The sequence below is a fragment of the Lysinibacillus sp. CTST325 genome (assembly GCF_054665055.1).
The window spans coordinates 91106-107688 of sequence record NZ_BAAFHO010000014.1 but is presented as its reverse complement, the minus strand read 5'-3'; the positions used below and the strand labels follow the sequence as shown (position 1 = coordinate 107688).

General features: G+C 38.9%; 16 protein-coding genes. 7 read left to right on the top strand and 9 right to left on the bottom strand.

What is annotated here, in order from left to right; all coding sequences use genetic code 11:
• Nucleotides 1-66: 66 nt before the first annotated feature.
• Nucleotides 67-1101 carry an A/G-specific adenine glycosylase gene (gene mutY / locus ACYQ73_RS23075; RefSeq protein WP_460014578.1) on the bottom strand — a complete coding sequence of 345 codons (1035 nt, stop codon included), beginning with the start codon at nt 1099-1101 and terminating at the stop codon, nt 67-69.
• A 209-nt stretch (nt 1102-1310) separates the two neighbouring features.
• Here mutY and ACYQ73_RS23070 point away from each other — a divergent pair, with 209 nt between their 5' ends.
• Nucleotides 1311-2297, top strand: coding sequence for a metal-dependent hydrolase (locus ACYQ73_RS23070; RefSeq protein WP_460014577.1), 987 nt, complete (start codon nt 1311-1313; stop codon nt 2295-2297).
• 39 nt (nt 2298-2336) lie between these two features.
• Here the strand turns inward: ACYQ73_RS23070 and ACYQ73_RS23065 are convergent, their stop codons facing one another.
• Genes ACYQ73_RS23065 through ACYQ73_RS23050 form a run of 4 tightly spaced genes read right to left on the bottom strand, consistent with a single transcriptional unit; the run spans nt 2337 to nt 4164 of the window.
• Nucleotides 2337-2606 carry a YfhJ family protein gene (locus ACYQ73_RS23065; protein WP_402871437.1) on the bottom strand — a complete coding sequence of 90 codons (270 nt, stop codon included), beginning with the start codon at nt 2604-2606 and terminating at the stop codon, nt 2337-2339.
• Nucleotides 2607-2936, bottom strand: a complete 330-nt coding sequence (locus ACYQ73_RS23060; RefSeq protein ID WP_053483069.1) for a YfhH family protein — start codon at nt 2934-2936, stop codon at nt 2607-2609.
• Nucleotides 2933-3736: a recombination regulator RecX gene (recX, locus tag ACYQ73_RS23055; protein ID WP_460014576.1), complete on the bottom strand. Its 804-nt coding sequence runs from the start codon at nt 3734-3736 to the stop codon at nt 2933-2935. The genes ACYQ73_RS23060 and recX overlap by 4 nt, the downstream gene beginning before the upstream one ends.
• Nucleotides 3737-3759: 23 nt before the next feature.
• Nucleotides 3760-4164 carry a hypothetical protein gene (locus ACYQ73_RS23050; protein ID WP_460014575.1) on the bottom strand — a complete coding sequence of 135 codons (405 nt, stop codon included), beginning with the start codon at nt 4162-4164 and terminating at the stop codon, nt 3760-3762.
• Between the two features lie 1267 nt (nt 4165-5431).
• Between ACYQ73_RS23050 and ACYQ73_RS23045 the strand changes: the two genes are divergently transcribed.
• The 4 genes from ACYQ73_RS23045 to ACYQ73_RS23030 all read left to right on the top strand — a co-directional run bounded on the left by ACYQ73_RS23045 (nt 5432) and on the right by ACYQ73_RS23030 (nt 10014).
• The gene (locus tag ACYQ73_RS23045) at nt 5432-6331 is read left to right on the top strand and encodes a TIGR01777 family oxidoreductase (RefSeq protein WP_460014574.1); all 900 of its coding nucleotides are present in this window, start codon (nt 5432-5434) and stop codon (nt 6329-6331) included.
• 61 nt (nt 6332-6392) lie between these two features.
• Nucleotides 6393-7211: a delta-lactam-biosynthetic de-N-acetylase gene (locus ACYQ73_RS23040; RefSeq protein WP_460014573.1), complete on the top strand. Its 819-nt coding sequence runs from the start codon at nt 6393-6395 to the stop codon at nt 7209-7211.
• 44 nt (nt 7212-7255) lie between these two features.
• Complete coding sequence (rlmD, locus tag ACYQ73_RS23035; protein WP_460014595.1) at nt 7256-8644, top strand: 23S rRNA (uracil(1939)-C(5))-methyltransferase RlmD; 1389 nt, start codon at nt 7256-7258, stop codon at nt 8642-8644.
• A gap of 287 nt (nt 8645-8931) precedes the next feature.
• Nucleotides 8932-10014 carry a GTP pyrophosphokinase gene (locus ACYQ73_RS23030; protein WP_460014572.1) on the top strand — a complete coding sequence of 361 codons (1083 nt, stop codon included), beginning with the start codon at nt 8932-8934 and terminating at the stop codon, nt 10012-10014.
• A gap of 534 nt (nt 10015-10548) precedes the next feature.
• Here the strand turns inward: ACYQ73_RS23030 and ACYQ73_RS23025 are convergent.
• Nucleotides 10549-11184, bottom strand: a complete 636-nt coding sequence (locus ACYQ73_RS23025) for a hypothetical protein (RefSeq protein WP_460014571.1) — start codon at nt 11182-11184, stop codon at nt 10549-10551.
• 370 nt (nt 11185-11554) lie between these two features.
• A complete protein-coding gene (locus tag ACYQ73_RS23020) occupies nt 11555-12733 on the bottom strand; it encodes an MFS transporter (protein ID WP_460014570.1) in 1179 nt (392 codons plus the stop codon).
• Between the two features lie 369 nt (nt 12734-13102).
• On the opposite strand from ACYQ73_RS23020, the gene ACYQ73_RS23015 reads away from it, so the two are divergent.
• Nucleotides 13103-13288: an SE1561 family protein gene (locus ACYQ73_RS23015; protein ID WP_049668848.1), complete on the top strand. Its 186-nt coding sequence runs from the start codon at nt 13103-13105 to the stop codon at nt 13286-13288.
• A gap of 102 nt (nt 13289-13390) precedes the next feature.
• Here the strand turns inward: ACYQ73_RS23015 and ACYQ73_RS23010 are convergent, their stop codons facing one another.
• Nucleotides 13391-13555: a hypothetical protein gene (locus tag ACYQ73_RS23010; RefSeq protein ID WP_460014569.1), complete on the bottom strand. Its 165-nt coding sequence runs from the start codon at nt 13553-13555 to the stop codon at nt 13391-13393.
• A gap of 6 nt (nt 13556-13561) precedes the next feature.
• Complete coding sequence (locus ACYQ73_RS23005; protein ID WP_460014568.1) at nt 13562-14350, bottom strand: YwqG family protein; 789 nt, start codon at nt 14348-14350, stop codon at nt 13562-13564.
• A 351-nt stretch (nt 14351-14701) separates the two neighbouring features.
• On the opposite strand from ACYQ73_RS23005, the gene ACYQ73_RS23000 reads away from it, so the two are divergent.
• Nucleotides 14702-16240, top strand: coding sequence for a fumarate hydratase (locus tag ACYQ73_RS23000; protein ID WP_460014567.1), 1539 nt, complete (start codon nt 14702-14704; stop codon nt 16238-16240).
• The last annotated feature ends 343 nt before the right edge of the window (nt 16241-16583 follow it).

Below are 16583 nucleotides of genomic sequence, written 5' to 3'. Positions count from 1 at the left end.
GCTCATTATTGTGTACCGAGGTGAATGCTTTTATGCTCATAAATTTTTATAAATTTTATTTTCTTGTTAATTCTTAATTTTTCGCCAAATTTTCAGCATCGGAACGGGCATTGGTAATAATTCTATTTGTTCGCGAGTCAGCCATTCGCCCTTTACTGCTGAATTGCATTTCATAACATAGCTATTTATATGCCATGTTAAATGTGAAAAAACATGTTTAAACGTTAACAATTCCTGTTGCGGTTGAACATTCATAGCGTACTCATTAATAAAAGTATCTATAGAATCTTTGCCGTGTTCAAGCATTGGAAACTGCCATAGATTAGCTAGTAAACCTTCTGCTGGTCGCTGTTCCAATAAAAACCGACCTTCGTCATCTTGGCATACAAGCACATCGTACGTGATATGCTTCATTTTTACTTTTTTAGATTTGATAGGTAATTTTTCTGGCTCACCTTCATTATAAGCGGTACAGTATTCGCGAACTGGACACAATAAACACTTTGGTGAAGTTGGCGTACAAATAAGTGCACCAAGCTCCATTAAGCCTTGATTGAAGGACGATGCATTTTTAGGATCTATCAATTCTTCAACTGCCGCTTCAAAAATCTTTTTAGTTTTTGGAACTGCTATATCATCATGAATATTAAGGACACGACTTAAAACGCGCATAACATTGCCATCCACTGCATGTTCGGGCTTATTATAGGCAATACTTAAAATAGCTCCAGCAGTATATGGGCCTACGCCTTTTAATGTTGAGATCTCGTGGCGATTATCGGGTACTATTCCACCATAGTTTTCTAATACCTCACGAACACCCGCTTGTAAGTTACGTGCGCGGGAATAATAGCCGAGGCCTTCCCAATGCTTCAATAAGTAATCTTGTGGAGCTTCCGCGAGTAATTCTAATGTTGGAAAACTTTCCATGAAGCGATTGTAATAAGGAATAACTGTGTCGACACGTGTTTGCTGTAGCATCACTTCCGATACCCAGATTTTATAAGGGTCCGTAGTATGCCTCCAAGGTAAATCACGTTTCTCAACATCAAACCATTCGACTAAAGATTGTCGAAATTCTGTTACATATGGATAATTCACAGTGACCTCCTGCGTCTTTACGATTTTATTTATGGTAAAAAGAGTATACAATTAAGAAAAGATCATTGTCAGAAACGACAAAAAACGTCATAATTTTTCCAGCTTTAAAACGACTGTCTTAATTGAGTAAATATCAGGTTTAAGGATTATTGAAATATACATGTATGCACATTGTACTCTTTTTTGATGCATACAAGGAGTGGATATTTTTGGATTCAGGCACACATTTCGTTATGGGTATAGCCCTCGGTGGTCTTGCATTAGCTGATCCCGTTGTTGCAAGTCATTCTATGACCTTTACCGCAGTAATGGCAGGTGCAATTATTGGCTCACAGGCACCTGATGTCGATACAGTTTTAAAATTGCGCAATAACGCCATTTACATTCGACATCATCGGGGAATTACACATTCACTACCAGCAGTAGCTATTTGGCCCATCTTAATTACAGCGGTTTTAGCACTTATTATTCAAGACGCAAATGTGTTTCATTTATGGCTTTGGACATTTTTAGCTGTAGCACTTCACGTCTTTGTTGATATTTTCAATGCTTATGGTACACAAGCACTTCGACCATTTTCTAGAAGATGGGTTGCGCTTGGTGTCATTAATACATTTGATCCTATTATTTTTACACTACATTGCCTTGGCATTTTACTTTGGGCATTTGGTGCAAATCCAGTTTGGACATTTAGTATTATGTATCTCATTATTATCGTTTACTATATTTTACGTTTTGCAGTCCAAAAGGCTGTAAAGAACGCTGTGCATAAAACCATACAGGATGAAGAGTATGTCATTGTAGCCCCTACAATGCGATTCTTCCACTGGCGAATTGCAGCAAAATCCAAAACGCATTATTACGTTGGGCGCGCTTATGGGCGAACTGTTAATATTTATGATAAATTTGAAATAAAACCTTTACCGAAAACGCCTCTTATCGAAATAGCTTTGAAAGATCGCAATCTCGCCGCTTTCGTGTCATTCTCACCATTGTATCGTTGGGAAATTTCAGAACTCGATAATGGCTTAACTGAAGTAAGATTAATTGATCTGCGTTACCGCAGTGATAATCGCTATCCGTTCGTTGCTGTCGCTCATTTAAACGATGACAATGAGATTATCACTTCATACACAGGCTGGATTTTTACCGAAGATAAACTCCAGAAAAAATTACAGGTTGGCGCAAGTAATTAAACATCAGCAAACCCTGACCAAATATTGGCCAGGGTTTTGTTATTGCACCATATCATCACTAGCATCAAGTAAATGTGCGTATTTGGGATTGCGTCCTGCAAATGCATGCAGTTTATCACCGTAGCTGGTGATTAATTGACGCACTAAATTTTCAGTGTAATCAGCACCACGATAGGAGTAGCCAGCTTTTGCAGAAGTCGATTCAAAATCACTCCATAAAAGCTCAATCCATACTCGTGCACGTCCTACTGACATTTGCGGGTTTTTTGCAAGTAATTCAGCAGTTAGTTTTTCAATCTTTTCATCCATTTATTTGCCCACCTTTACAGGAGATAGCATGGAAACAGGTAAAGCCTCTTGGTATTTTTCGCCCCCTAAGCGATGCCCCCAAGCAAAGCGTCCTTTTAAATAATCCACTTGGAAAAATTCATTTTCAGAGCCGTCAATACGATACATTTCTCCAGGAATTATTGTATCTAAATCAACCAAATAAGCAGCCGCCATTAAAGCCTTACGCTCATATACTGCGAATTCATTGATGATACCTAGCTGCTCCGCCTTACGTGCCTTTTCCTTTATCATAGCTATTTCCTCACGTAATTCGTGCTCTGACATTGCAGCATAATTTTTTTCGTTCATTCCTCATTCTCCTTCTCTTCTATAAAACGATCTATAACCTCTATAGGAAACCCCTTTTGATAGAGCGCCTGCTTTATTTTCATTTTCAATTCATAACCAGTATACTTCGATGAATACTTTTTCCAAACTTTTTCGCCTTGTCCATCAAGTAGCTGTTGCCATTCATCGTCATCTTGCTCAATCTCTACTTGACTGAGCACATCATCTACAACACTAAAAGAATAACCTTTTCGCATTAAAAAATCTTGAATTTTAGCTTTTATTTGTGTTGGTGTTTTCTTTTTTTCCGATCGAATGACCTTCTCAGCCAATTGTGTTGCAAGCTTTACCTGTTCCGCATGACTGTACGTAGCAAGTACCTCATCCTGTAAGCTTTTATCAATTCCTTTTTTCATAAGGTCTTGTCTAATTGCCTTAGGTCCCTTTTTCATCGTAGCTTTTTTCGTATTAAGTAATGCTTTGGAGTAAGTTTCATCATTTAAAAAGCCGTATGATTTAAGCTTTTGTATAGCCTCTAAAATAACGGCTTCCCCAAATTCTAACGTGAGAAGCTTTTTCTTTACTTCATGCTCACTGCGCATTTGATAAGATAAAAAATTTAACCCTTTATTAAAAGCTTTTCGAATCTCATCCTCATAGGCAATTTCTTGAATATCAAATTCCTCAAGCACTTTTCCCTTCGTTAATCCAAATTGAATAAGAATTGCCTCATCTACAGGAAAAGCGTATTCTTCGTTCAAATATATATTATAACGTTCTGGATTGTTTTTTTGACGTGCAATTTTCGTAATAATACGCATTCGTAACACCTCACTATTTACCATTATAACATTTTTCGCGGGCATTGCTTTTTTCCCGCGGGTATACCATGTTCGCGGGTGTTTGCACGTTTTGCGCGGGTATTCGTTTCCCTTCCGCGCGGGTATACGCTTCTCTTCCGCGGGTATTCTCCTCCCTTTCGCGGGTATTCGCTTCCCTTCCGCGGGTATTTCCCTCTCTTCCGCGGGTATTCGTTTCCCTTCCGCGCGGGTATACGCTTCTCTTCCGCGGGTATTCTCCTCTCTTCCGCGCGGGGATTCGCTTCTCTTCCGCGGGTATTCTCCTCTCTTCCGCGGGTATTCGCTTCCCTTCCGCGGGTATTCGCTTCTCTTCCGCGGGTATTCTCCTCTCTTCCGCGGGGATTCGCTCCCCTTCCGCGGGTATTTTCCTCTCTTCCGCGGGTATTCACTTCTCTTCCGCGGGTATTCTCCTCTCTTCCGCGGGTATTCGCTTCCCTTCCGCGGGTATTCTCCGCTCTTCCGCGCGGGGATTCTCCTCTCTTCCGCGCGGGGATTCGCTTCTCTTCCGCGGGTATTCTCCTCTCTTCCGCGGATATTCTCCGCTCTTCCGCGGGTATTAGCTTCCCTTCCGCGGGGATTCTCCTCTCTTCCGCGCGGGTATTCGCTTCTCTTCCGCGGGTATTCTCCTCTCTTCCGCGGGTATTCGCTTCCCTTCCGTGGGTATTCTCCTCTCTTCCGCGGGTATTCTCCTCTCTTCCGCGGGTATTCTCCTCCCTCCCGCGGGTATTCTCCTCCCTTTCGCGCGGGTATTCTCTTCTCTTCCGCGGGGATTCGCTTCCCTCCCGCGGGTATTCTCCTCCCTTTCGCGGGGATTCGCTTCCCTTCCGCGGGTATTTTCCTCTCTTCCGCGGGTATTCTCCGCTCTTTTGCGGGTATTCTCCTCTCTTCCGCGGGTATTCTCCTCTCTTCCGCGGGTATTCTCCTCTCTTCCGCGGGTATTCTCCTCTCTTCCGCGGGTATTCGCTTCCCTTCCGCGGGTATTCTCCTCCCTTTCGCGGGGATTCGCCGCTCTTCCGCGCGAGTATTCGCTTCCCTTTCGCGCGGGGATTCGCTTCCCTTCCGCGGGTATTCTCTTCTCTTCCGCGGGTATTCTCCTCCCTTTCGCGGGTATTCGCTTCCCTTCCGCGGGTATTTCCCTCTCTTCCGCGGGTATTCGTTTCCCTTCCGCGCGGGGATTCGCTTCTCTTCCGCGGGTATTCTCCTCTCTTCCGCGGGTATTCGCTTCCCTTCCGCGGGTATTCGCTTCTCTTCCGCGGGTATTCGTTTCCCTTCCGCGGGGATTCGTTTCCCTTCCGCGCGGGTATTCGCTTCTCTTCCGCGGGTATTCTCCTCTCTTCCGCGGGTATTCGCTTCTCTTCCGCGGGTATTCTCCTCTCTTCCTCGCGAGTATTCGCTACCCTTTCGCGGGTATTCTCCGCTCTTTCGCGGGTATTCTCCGCTCTTCCGCGGGTATTCTCCTCTCTTCCGCGGGTATTCGCTTCCCTTCCGCGGGTATTCTCTTCTCTTCCGCGGATATTCTCCGCTCTTCCGCGGGTATTCTCCTCTCTTCCGCGGGGATTCGCTTCTCTTCCGCGGGTACTACTTTCTGGAGACTAACATTTGTAAATAAATCGGTGGTAAACTTGCTCATATAGAATCGTTTAAAGGAGGGCTCTTATGAAAGTCGTTATTGCAGGTGGTACTGGTTTTGTAGGGAAAGCTCTAACAAAGCTTTTGCTAGAAATGGGACATGAAGTCATCATTTTAACACGGAACAAAACATGTCAAAAAAATGATATTCAATATGTACAATGGCTACAGCAAGGAGCAAGACCTGAACAGTTGTTAAATGAAGTCGATGCAATTGTTAATTTAGCTGGTATTTCTTTAAATAATGGACGTTGGACAAAAAAACAGAAAAAAGCCATTTATTCAAGTCGCATGGAAGCAACACTTGAGATAGTACACATTATGGAACACCTTAGCTCAAAGCCAAAAGTGCTTGTCAATGCGAGTGCAGTTGGGATTTATCCTACCTCTACAACGTCTATCTATACCGAAAATTCTATAGACTATGCAACTGATTTTTTAGGCACGACAGTTCATGATTGGGAACGCCATGCAATACGTGCAGAAAAATTAGGAGTTCGAGTTACTCTTGCTCGTTTTGGTGTTATTTTAGGACGTGAAAATGGAGCTCTTCCCTCCATGTTACTACCATATAAATTGCATATCGGGGGCACAATAGGTTCAGGTAAACAATGGCTTTCATGGGTCCATGTAGAGGACGTAGCAAGAGCTATATATTTCACAATTATGAACGATGATATCAAAGGCCCTTTTAATGTCACTGCTCCTAATGCGACACGTATGAAGAATTTAGGAAAAACAATTGCAAATATAATGGAAAGACGTCATTGGATGCCTGTACCAAGCGTTGTCATGCGTTTAGCGCTAGGTGAACAAAGCATGCTTGTATTAGAAGGTCAGCATGTATTACCTACTGTTTTAGAAAAACATCATTTTACATTTAAATTCCCTCATTTAAAAGAAGCACTTCAAGATTTAATGTATTGAATCGAATAGGATAATTTTTTTAAAAATACGCATTCTAATGAAAAAGAAAGGATGCGTTTTTATGTGGAAACAGCATATAGTAGGAGCGGTCATCGCTACTTTTATTATTGCCGCGGCAATTAGCTTTAATCCATTTTCGGCTTCTGGATCTGAAGAATACAACTGGGGCTTTAAACGAGCGAAAAATGGTGAACAAGCGGAAGCTGGGGCACAGCTTGATCAAGTCGTTGAGAAATATGGTGCAATTTATAAAGGAAAGCCAGATAAAAAAGTTGCTTATTTAACCTTTGATAACGGATATGAAAATGGGTTTACAGAAAGTATTTTAGATACTTTGAAGAAGGAAAATGCACCAGCTACCTTCTTTTTAACTGGTCATTATTTAGAAAGTGCCCCTGATTTAGTAAAACGTATGGTTAAAGATGGACATACTATTGGCAACCATTCATGGGGGCACCCAAATATGGCGAGGCTTACGCCAGATGGTATGCGTAGTGAATGGAAGAAACTCGATGAAAAGTTACGTGAATTGACCGGCATTGAACGTACAACATACGCTCGTCCACCTGAAGGTACATTTAACGCAAAATTATTAGAGGTAGGAAATGCTGAAGGCTATCGTCATATTTTCTGGTCTGTTGCCTTTAAGGATTGGGAAAGGGATGTACGTCGTGGCGCAGATTATGCGTATAATGCATTAATGGAACAGCTTCACCCTGGCGCTGTTATTTTAATGCATACTGTTGCGCAGGATAACGCTGAAGCTCTTCCAAGGTTTATTGCGGAAGCGAAAAAACAAGGCTATACATTTTTATCCCTTGACGATTTAGTTTTAGAACATGAAGATCTTCCTGTCGCTTTGCAATCGTCTACTCCTTAGTTATAATGGGGAGATGATATTAAAAGAACAGGGACGTGGAACGCTTGACGCAACAAACAACAATGGAAGTTGGACAAAAATTTCCTCTAACAATAAAAAGACTTGGTATTAATGGCGAAGGAGTAGGCTTTTATAAGCGTAATGTTGTATTCGTAAAAGGCGCTATTCCCGGTGAAGAAATTACAGCACAAGTGACTAAAACACAGCGAAACTTTGCCGAAGCAGAAATATTAGCTATTCGCAAAGCTTCAAAATATCGTCAGGAAGCACCATGCCCAGTTTACAATGAATGTGGCGGCTGTCAGCTTCAACATATGACATATGACAAACAGCTAATCGAAAAGCGCGATATCGTAATTCAAGCATTAGAACGTTATGCTAAGCCTTTAGCTAATACAGTTGAAGTTCGCAAAACTCTAGGGATGGATAATCCATGGAATTATCGTAACAAAAGTCAATATCAAGTACGTAAAGAAGGTAAGCGTGTCTATGCAGGGCTATTTGCAGAAGGTAGTAACAAGTTACTAAACATCAATGATTGCCTTGTTCAACATCCGGTTACATCAAAAATCACAGTGGCAACACGTAAAATTTTACAAAAACTGAATATTACTATTTACGATGGTCGTACACTTGATGGCTTAGTGCGTACAATTGTTGTACGTACAGGGATTCGTACTGGTGAAACACAAGTAGTGCTCGTTACAACACGTAAGGAAATTCCACATTTAGCGGAACTCATTGCACGTATAAAGAAAATCGACCCAAGTATCGTATCGATCGCACAAAATATTAATCGCGAGAAAACATCGTTAATCTTTGGCGATGAAACGATTGTCCTTGATGGTAAGGAAACGATTCATGAGGAGCTTGGAGAATTAGCCTTTGATTTATCAGCTCGCGCCTTTTTCCAACTGAATCCAACACAAACGGTTCATCTTTATGATGAAATAAAAAAAGCAGCAGCATTAACAGGCAAAGAAACAGTTGTTGATGCTTACTGCGGTGTTGGAACAATCGGCTTATGGCTAGCTGACAAAGCTAAAGAAGTCCGTGGAATGGACGTTATTCCAGAAAGTATTCAGGATGCACGTAAAAATGCCCGAAACCATGGCTTCAAACATACAAAATACGCAGTCGGCACAGCCGAAAGTGTTTTAGCAAAATGGCGCAAGGAAGGATTTACACCTGATGTTATTACAGTTGACCCACCACGCACAGGTCTAGCACCAGAATTCATCCGCACGGTGTTGAAGCTAAAACCGAAGCGCTTTGTCTATACGTCTTGTAATCCTTCAACTTTAGCGAAGGATTTAAACGAATTATCGAAGTTTTATGATGTAGAGTATATTCAGCCGGTGGATATGTTTGCACAAACAGCGCAGGTGGAGTGTATTTGCTCCATGGTTTTAAAACCTGAATTCCAAAAGTAATAAGTAGTTTGGCGACGTTGAAGATGTAGTCTCTGTTTTAGAGGCTACATCTTTTTTATGCCTTATGTTTTATTGAACAACTGCCAATACGTTTAGCATTTTTTACGAAGCAGAACATTTGTATCGCCAACCAATTTAATAAGCTGTTTTTCACCTCTCCTCCTTAAAATATGAACGATTGTTTTTGACAAGTAATAAAACAAATATATGTATACTCCCCAACTTTTTACTATTAAAATATAGGTAAAGATGTTAATGTGTAGAAAAAAAGAAGGGGTAATTGCAAAATGGTAGATTTAAAGACTAAGAAAATTGACGATGCAGTAGTATGGTACCAAGAGGAAAGAAAAAAGTATAAAAGATTTTCATTAAAAATGGAATTATTACTTAAAGAAATACTTGATGAACAGGGTATTACTTATTATGAAGTATCCTCTAGATGTAAAGATGTGAAAAGTTTTAAAGAAAAAGTTGAGAAGAAAGGTTATGAAAATCCTAAAGATGAGATATTTGATTTCTCAGGGATAAGAGTAATCACATATGTTGAATCAGAAGTGAATAAAGTAAGTGAGGTTATAGACAATGAGTTTTATATCATAGAAGAACATTCTGTTGATAAGACAAAAGAACTTAACGACGATCAATTTGGATATCGATCAGTGCACTATGTTGCAAAATTAAATGATGAAAGGTCAGAGTTACCCGAATACAATAAATATCAAAACATCCCATTTGAAATTCAAGTGAGAACTTTACTACAACATGCATGGGCAGAAATTGAACATGATAGAAGCTATAAATTAAAAGAAAAACTACCAGAAAATTTAGAACTAAAACGCAGATTTCATTTATTAGCTGCTAATCTAGAGTTAGCAGATAGAGAGTTCGATAAAATTGTAAATGACATCGAGAATTATACACAGCAAATACATATTACAACTGGTAGTAAGACAGAAATAAATCCTGTTACATTAGAAAAGTATTTTTATTCTAAAATTAAAGGTAAATTAGATTTAATCAATGATGAGAAAAAAATAGACGAGATAATATTTGTTCTGCAGTTATTTAACATATCCAGTATCGAAGATTTTGACTTACTAATAACTCCAGAATTTATTTCAAAATATAAAGAGTATTATGAAGGTACTCCTACTTTTACTTTTTCACTGTTTGTACAAGATGTTTTAATGTTCACAAATATTGATAAATATTTATCTACAATATTTCCTTACTTAGCTCATTGGACTGCAATGGATGAAAAAGATTATAATTTTTATAAAAGTATTGGGATAGATATAGATAAAGCAATCGAAAATGGATACTTTGAAATATATAAAAGGTTCGAAAATACATCTGAAAAAGATGAATAATTTGAATAACTGCTCATCGTTGTAAGAGCCATTTCTAGCAAGAGTAAGAATCTTAAAATCAAGGTTTGTCTTTATCATCTACACAGGTTGAGTGTGTGGCGAAGCTTGTGTTGAAGAATAAGTAATGAAAATGGGCGTTCTCAAAAATGAGAGACGCCCTTTAAAATTCTAAAAGAGAATTAAACAGAAAAAAGCATCTCCTAAAATTAAGAGACACCTTCATTATTTTGTATATATTTTTATATGTACTGCACAGCTCTAGCTGCCTGGTGGATGACGAACGGTCCAGAAAAATCAACACCTTAACCAGTAGCCCAGGATTTAAAAGATTTTTAAGCTTTAAGTTTTTAGCTTTAATACGAAAGAACTTTGAAACGTAAACTTTGGACTTTTAACTTTAATCTTTGAGCTTTTATCTCCGATTATTTAAACTATCCATTGTAGTAAGACATGTTTCTGGTTTTAACTCGCACACATGTCTTGAAGCGCGAGCGACTTTTCGTTTTCTGTTTTCGCTAGGCCATGCATATTTAGTTAGGCTTGCACTTCAATAAATGTTGTTGCGTTCGATTCCGATAAAACAGCATCGACCTCTGACTCGAATTCTTCAATTCGATTATTTAACGCCTCCATTTTCTTTTTAACATTCATCGGATCAATTAACTCGTACTCGTTTCTTTTCATAAATGTATCCGTATGTAATTTTACTTCTTCTGGAGATTGTTTATCTTTATTTCCTAAAATATTAACTAAATACGTTTCTAACTTTGCTGGCAACGCATCATTTTCTTTTGCAACTGTATTTATCGCTGAACGATATTGCTGTTGCATGACTTCTAACAGGTCCTTTTCATATTGAATGGACTGTTTGCGTTCAATCGCTTCCGCTACAGTCATTTCTTCTTTTCCCACTATTACTTTTGTTTGAGCATTAGACTGTACAACTAGCGCCTTAATTCGGTTGCGATAGTCAATTAAGCTCACTACTTTATCATATGAGGCTTGCATTTGCTTTTCATATTCTTGTATCTCTGCACCATTAATTTTGCTATTGCTTTTACGATTTGCCAACACTGAACTAACTTCATTCGTTGCTGCTTCGATGCGGTGATTTAGCATCTTTAATTCTGTTAATGCACGGTGAATCGATATTTTTTTATATTTAGTCATGATTTAATCTCCTCATACTAATTAGTCATCTAAGCAAGTGTTCTTCTATTATAATAGATAGAAATTCAAAGTCCAAATATTACCTATCCTAATATTAATTGATTTTATGAATGCTTGTCTGTATAATATGATTCTAGGTGCCAAACCTATGTGACTTGGACGGAACATCCTTGTCACGCAAAGAACGCCATAACAGCACGGATTTGCTGGGCGTTTTTTGTTTTATGAGCGGGAAGATGAGCCCCGCTCTTTTATTTTGTCCAAAATTTTACGTTGCGCAAAAGTCTCCGAGCTGAGCGATTCTTTTGTTTCCCCGAACGTTTGACTCTCTTTTTTCCGCTTCAAGGATCATTCCAAAAGACAATACCCCTTACATCGACACTGGTCGCTTATTTTTATTTCGCCCAAATACTAGTAGAACAATGGCTATAGCTAACAAAAGCATCGCCACTAATAAAAGAAAGCTGTAATTTACATATTCTAAATAAACGCCTCCTAAAAATGGCCCTGTTAAGCTACCGATACTAAGAGCAATACCGCAAAGCAGATTTCCTGTTGGCATTAGTTCCTTCGGTGTTAAGTCAGCCATATAGGTAATACCTAATGAAAACATCGAGCCGACTAATGTACCTGTAAAGAAAAATGCTACGGCTACTGCCATTTGTGAATGCTCTACAAAACTAGCAATACTAAAAATAATCGCCCCACCAAATGAGCCTATCATCAAGATATTGCGTCGTCCCACTTTATCCCCTATTGCTCCGAGCGGCACTTGCGTTAATATCCCGCCAAATGTAAAGACTGATAACATAATAGGAATCAGATTCACGTCGAAGCCTTTACGTATAGCATAAACTGGGAACAAAGCATTTAAAGAAGATTCTAAAAACCCATAAACAAATGGCCCTAAAAATGCAATCCAGCCAAATGCAATAGCCATTTTATAACGATGCCAACCTCGTGCCTTTAAGTCTCCGGTTAATCGCTCTGGTTTTTCATTTTGTAAAAGGAAGACAAAAGCCCATGCAAATAAGCACATAATCGAGGACACAATAAACGGTAATGCTTCTGAAATTTGTATAAGTTTCACCATCAAAGGCCCGACTGCAAAGCCTGTACTAAAGGACAAGCCGTAAATGGCCATACCTTTTCCTAAGCTTTTATGATCTGAGGTGCTTGTAATCCACGTCTGCGTTGCAAAGTGTAATGCATGATCCCCAATTCCAATGAGTAGGCGAAGAATAAACCAAAAGGTCACACTCTTCCATAAAGGAAATGCAAGAAGTGAAGCGAAGACAAGTGCACCGCCAATTAAAATAATGGGTTTGTAGCCCCATTTTCGTAATGGCTGCTCGATAAACGGTGAGATTAATAAAGTTCCTATGTATAGACCTGTTGCGTTCAATCCATTCAACGCAGAGGATACTCCATCACGTTCGAAAATAATTGAAATTAGCGGTAAAAGCATCCCTTGCGAAAAGCCTGAAATAGATACAATTAACACTAGAATGGTAAATCTTTTTTTGCTGTAATCTGAGAAGTATGTCATCTTTTCCTCCAACATCAAGTCAATCTTCCAAATAACAGCATAACAAAAAGCCTTAGCGCTCACCACATGTGATTTTACGCTAAGGCCTAACTAACACTTATCTCCATTTAATTGTATAAACACGAATTTCGGCTTTTACATCGGCCGAGTACTTGTTTAAACTCCCTCCTTTTCGAGTTAGAGTTCTTTTGTTTTTTTAAATCAACTCCTTTACTTTTTCTTAATATTAATTTAACACACACCCTCAATGTTGTAAATATTCTGTCTATTGATTTTCGCAAAATAATCTCTAAGTCCTAGGTGTTTACCTAAACATTGAAATTTAGTCCCAAATCAGCTAAGATGAAGGGGATGAAATGAGGTGCATGTATGTCCAATCCAATCACTGATAAAAAACAGCAAATGAATTACTTAAAAGAGCGTCTTGAAATGTTTTTAGAAGTTTTAGATGCCATTGATCCAGAAACAACTGAATTAGAGGATATCGATCGTTTAATTCAAATGATGGATGATTTAGAAGATAAAATGGAGCAATTTAATGCTCGTGAACAATAATTACTAATCAATCGCCTTGGCGTAATTGCCGCTGACGCTTCGCTTTTGCGCAGATAAACAATGCGTCCGGATTTTGAATGGTGCTTGCACAATTTATTCCTATCAAAATCCGTGACATCCGCCGGAGGCTTTATCTTCATTCATCTCATCACCTTCAGAGGTAGAAGTCTTTTGTAACTGACGCTTCGCTTTCGCAAAGAAAAGATTTGCTGAATGAAGATAAAAGCAAGCGGATGCTCTATATCCACTTGCTTTTTTCTGTTCCATTTTCAGTTAATAGCAATCCCAATTATATAGAACTTTACTAAAATCCTTACGTTTCAGCTCATCTTCAGTGATGAAGAAATTACCAACCCCGTCATCCCCCCACACAATATGTTCGCCTACACTATCAATTTGAAGCAACAAAATTGTTGAATCTGTATAGTTACCAAATGCTCTTGGATCTTCCTGAGTAAAGAATGGATATCCTCCAATTTTATGACCTGCACTATTTAAGGTTTCATAAAATAAGTCTACTAAATTATCATTGTCTTCTATATTAGCAAGGATCTTCGCATATAGTTTTTCACTTCTAAAGTCATTTGCTGATAAAGGTTCGTAGCTTGTCCCAAAAGACAATGCCATTTCTTTTTCCACTGGAAAGAATAATTCTTCTTCCACTTCAACAAATGAGAAGTCTTGTACTAATTGCGACTCATCACTAACAATATGTTCGTGGAAAATGACGCGGAAGCCCTCCTGATTTTGACCATTATCAAAATCAATTCCTAATACATCATCATAACCATCAATATAAAACTGTAAAATTCCCTCTTCAGGGAATTTTGGTAAATGATTAGGTACATCTGCAAAATTAATTTGTGCTAGTAATTTTAAAGGTTGCCCTTCAGGACTTTTCGGATATTCCATTGACAACGGAAAATATGGATCACCCGCAAACTTACTTTCAAATAAAGATGTTTTTCGTTCTTCCGTTTCAATAAATACAGTAGGCTGTATCGTTTCCTCTATTACTGTCCGATATTGTTCAAACACTTCAGGTAAATTAAGTAACTTCACAATACTACCTCCTAAAGGAAATTTTAAATTCATTTTAGAACAAACGTTCCTTATCGGCAATCTTTATCGTGATTTAATCAGCTCATCTTCAAAAGTGATCTGCTTCTCGAAAAAAACGCTCCAGTAAATCCTAAAATCAATCAGGAAAACCTTAAGATATTGTTTATTACCACGCTTCCATTATCTCTCAACACCTTAACGATAGATAACATAATTTCACATTTAAATTACCTCTTTTTGAGAATAGCCCTTTAATTCCGACTACAATGAGTTGAACTCTTTTTTTCATTAGTTGAAAAGAGTATAATGTATCGTGGAAATAATCAAATTTTCTATGGGGGGCAATACTAAATGAATATCCAAACTTTGGAGAAAAGTCTTTACAATTTAATTACTGAAACATCTACTAATCTACCAAAAGACGTACGTCGTGCAATTAAGAAAGCTAAAGAAGCTGAGAATGCTGGTACTCGTGCTGCAATGAGTTTAGACACAATCTCAAATAATATTATTATGGCAGAAGATAATGTATCACCAATCTGTCAAGATACCGGTCTACCAACATTCAAAATTTATACTCCTGTTGGTGTAAACCAATTAGAAATTAAAGAAGCTATTAAAAAAGCTATTAACGATACTACTGCAGATGCAAAATTACGTCCAAATGCGGTTGATTCATTAACAGGCGCAAACAGTGGTAATAACATTGGTGACGGTCTTCCTGTTATGAAATTCGAACAATGGGAAAAAGACTATATTACAATTAAATTAATCCTTAAAGGTGGCGGCTGTGAAAACAAAAACATTCAATACAGCCTACCATGTGAGCTTGAAGGTCTTGGCCGCGCTGGTCGTGATTTAGATGGTATCCGTAAATGTATTATTCACTCAGTATACCAAGCACAAGGACAAGGCTGTTCAGCTGGCTTCATCGGTGTAGGTATCGGTGGAGATCGCTCTTCTGGTTACGACTTAGCAAAAGAACAGTTATTCCGTCATGTGGAAGATACAAATCCAAATCCTGATCTTGCTAAATTAGAAGAATATGTAGTGAAAACTGCTAACACATTTGGTATCGGTACAATGGGCTTCGGTGGTGAAGCAACATTACTTGGCTGTAAAATTGGTGTTATGCACCGTATCCCTGCATCATTCTACGTATCAGTAGCTTATAATTGCTGGGCATACCGTCGTATGGCTGTGGACATCAATCCTCAAACTGGCGAAATTATTAACTGGCATTACCAAGAAGGCGAAAAAATTACATTTAAAGAAGATGAAGTTGCAGCAACAACAGAAGATACTACTACAGATGTAGTAGAACTTACTGCACCAATTACTGAAGAACAAATTCGCTCTCTAAAAGTTGGTGACGTTGTTTCAATTACTGGTCGTATGTATACTGGCCGTGACGCAATTCACCATCACTTAATGAGCCACGATGCTCCAGTTGATCTTAATGGACAAGTTATTTATCACTGTGGCCCTGTAATGGCAAAAGACGAAGAAGGCAACTGGACAGTAAAAGCAGCTGGTCCAACTACTTCTATTCGTGAGGAGCCATATCAAGGTGACATCATGAAAAAATTCGGTATCCGCGCTGTAATCGGTAAAGGCGGTATGGGACCAAAAACACTTGCTGCATTAGAAGAGCACGGTGGCGTTTACTTAAATGCAATCGGTGGTGCTGCACAATACTACGCAGACTGCATTAAAGGTGTTGAAGGCGTTGACCTAATGGAATTCGGTATTCCAGAAGCAATGTGGCATTTAAACGTTGAGAAGTTCACAGCTGTTGTAACAATGGACTCTCACGGTAACTCACTACACGCAGATGTAGACAAATCATCCCTAGAAAAACTTGCACTTCACGCAGAACGTGTATTCTAATAAAAGCGTTACGTTGAATACAAAAAATTAGTTTTTAAGCTATGGAGTACGCATAGCGTCAGCCATACTGCAAAAACGAATTTATAACTTAATAATTTATGGCTCATCACCAAAAAATTAGGTATGACATTTATTAAAACGTATGTCAGTTGATTGAAGTGAAGACTGGACGCCATCAGGAAAGCGCCCAGCTGGAACGGAAATCTACCCCACTTTATAGTGAGAAGCCTGCACAAGTTTGAGAAGCACAGAATATTCCTATGAATAGCTGTGCTTTTCTTATGTTCAAAATTATTTCAAAAATCCTTAAATCGCCTCTATCTCAATCCAGGACTGCTTTTAT

What these genes read in the sequence shown, in the direction of transcription:
- ACYQ73_RS23065 (WP_402871437.1), bottom strand. Translation starts at nt 2,606, where the DNA reads ATGGATGAAAAGATTGAAAAACTAACTGCTGAATTACTTGCAAAAAAC.
- ACYQ73_RS23060 (WP_053483069.1), bottom strand. Translation starts at nt 2,936, where the DNA reads ATGAACGAAAAAAATTATGCTGCAATGTCAGAGCACGAATTACGTGAG.
- recX (WP_460014576.1), bottom strand. Translation starts at nt 3,736, where the DNA reads ATGCGTATTATTACGAAAATTGCACGTCAAAAAAACAATCCAGAACGT.
- ACYQ73_RS23045 (WP_460014574.1), top strand. Translation starts at nt 5,432, where the DNA reads ATGAAAGTCGTTATTGCAGGTGGTACTGGTTTTGTAGGGAAAGCTCTA.
- ACYQ73_RS23040 (WP_460014573.1), top strand. Translation starts at nt 6,393, where the DNA reads ATGTGGAAACAGCATATAGTAGGAGCGGTCATCGCTACTTTTATTATT.
- ACYQ73_RS23030 (WP_460014572.1), top strand. Translation starts at nt 8,932, where the DNA reads ATGGTAGATTTAAAGACTAAGAAAATTGACGATGCAGTAGTATGGTAC.
- ACYQ73_RS23025 (WP_460014571.1), bottom strand. Translation starts at nt 11,184, where the DNA reads ATGACTAAATATAAAAAAATATCGATTCACCGTGCATTAACAGAATTA.
- ACYQ73_RS23020 (WP_460014570.1), bottom strand. Translation starts at nt 12,733, where the DNA reads ATGACATACTTCTCAGATTACAGCAAAAAAAGATTTACCATTCTAGTG.
- ACYQ73_RS23015 (WP_049668848.1), top strand. Translation starts at nt 13,103, where the DNA reads ATGTCCAATCCAATCACTGATAAAAAACAGCAAATGAATTACTTAAAA.
- ACYQ73_RS23010 (WP_460014569.1), bottom strand. Translation starts at nt 13,555, where the DNA reads ATGGAACAGAAAAAAGCAAGTGGATATAGAGCATCCGCTTGCTTTTAT.
- ACYQ73_RS23000 (WP_460014567.1), top strand. Translation starts at nt 14,702, where the DNA reads ATGAATATCCAAACTTTGGAGAAAAGTCTTTACAATTTAATTACTGAA.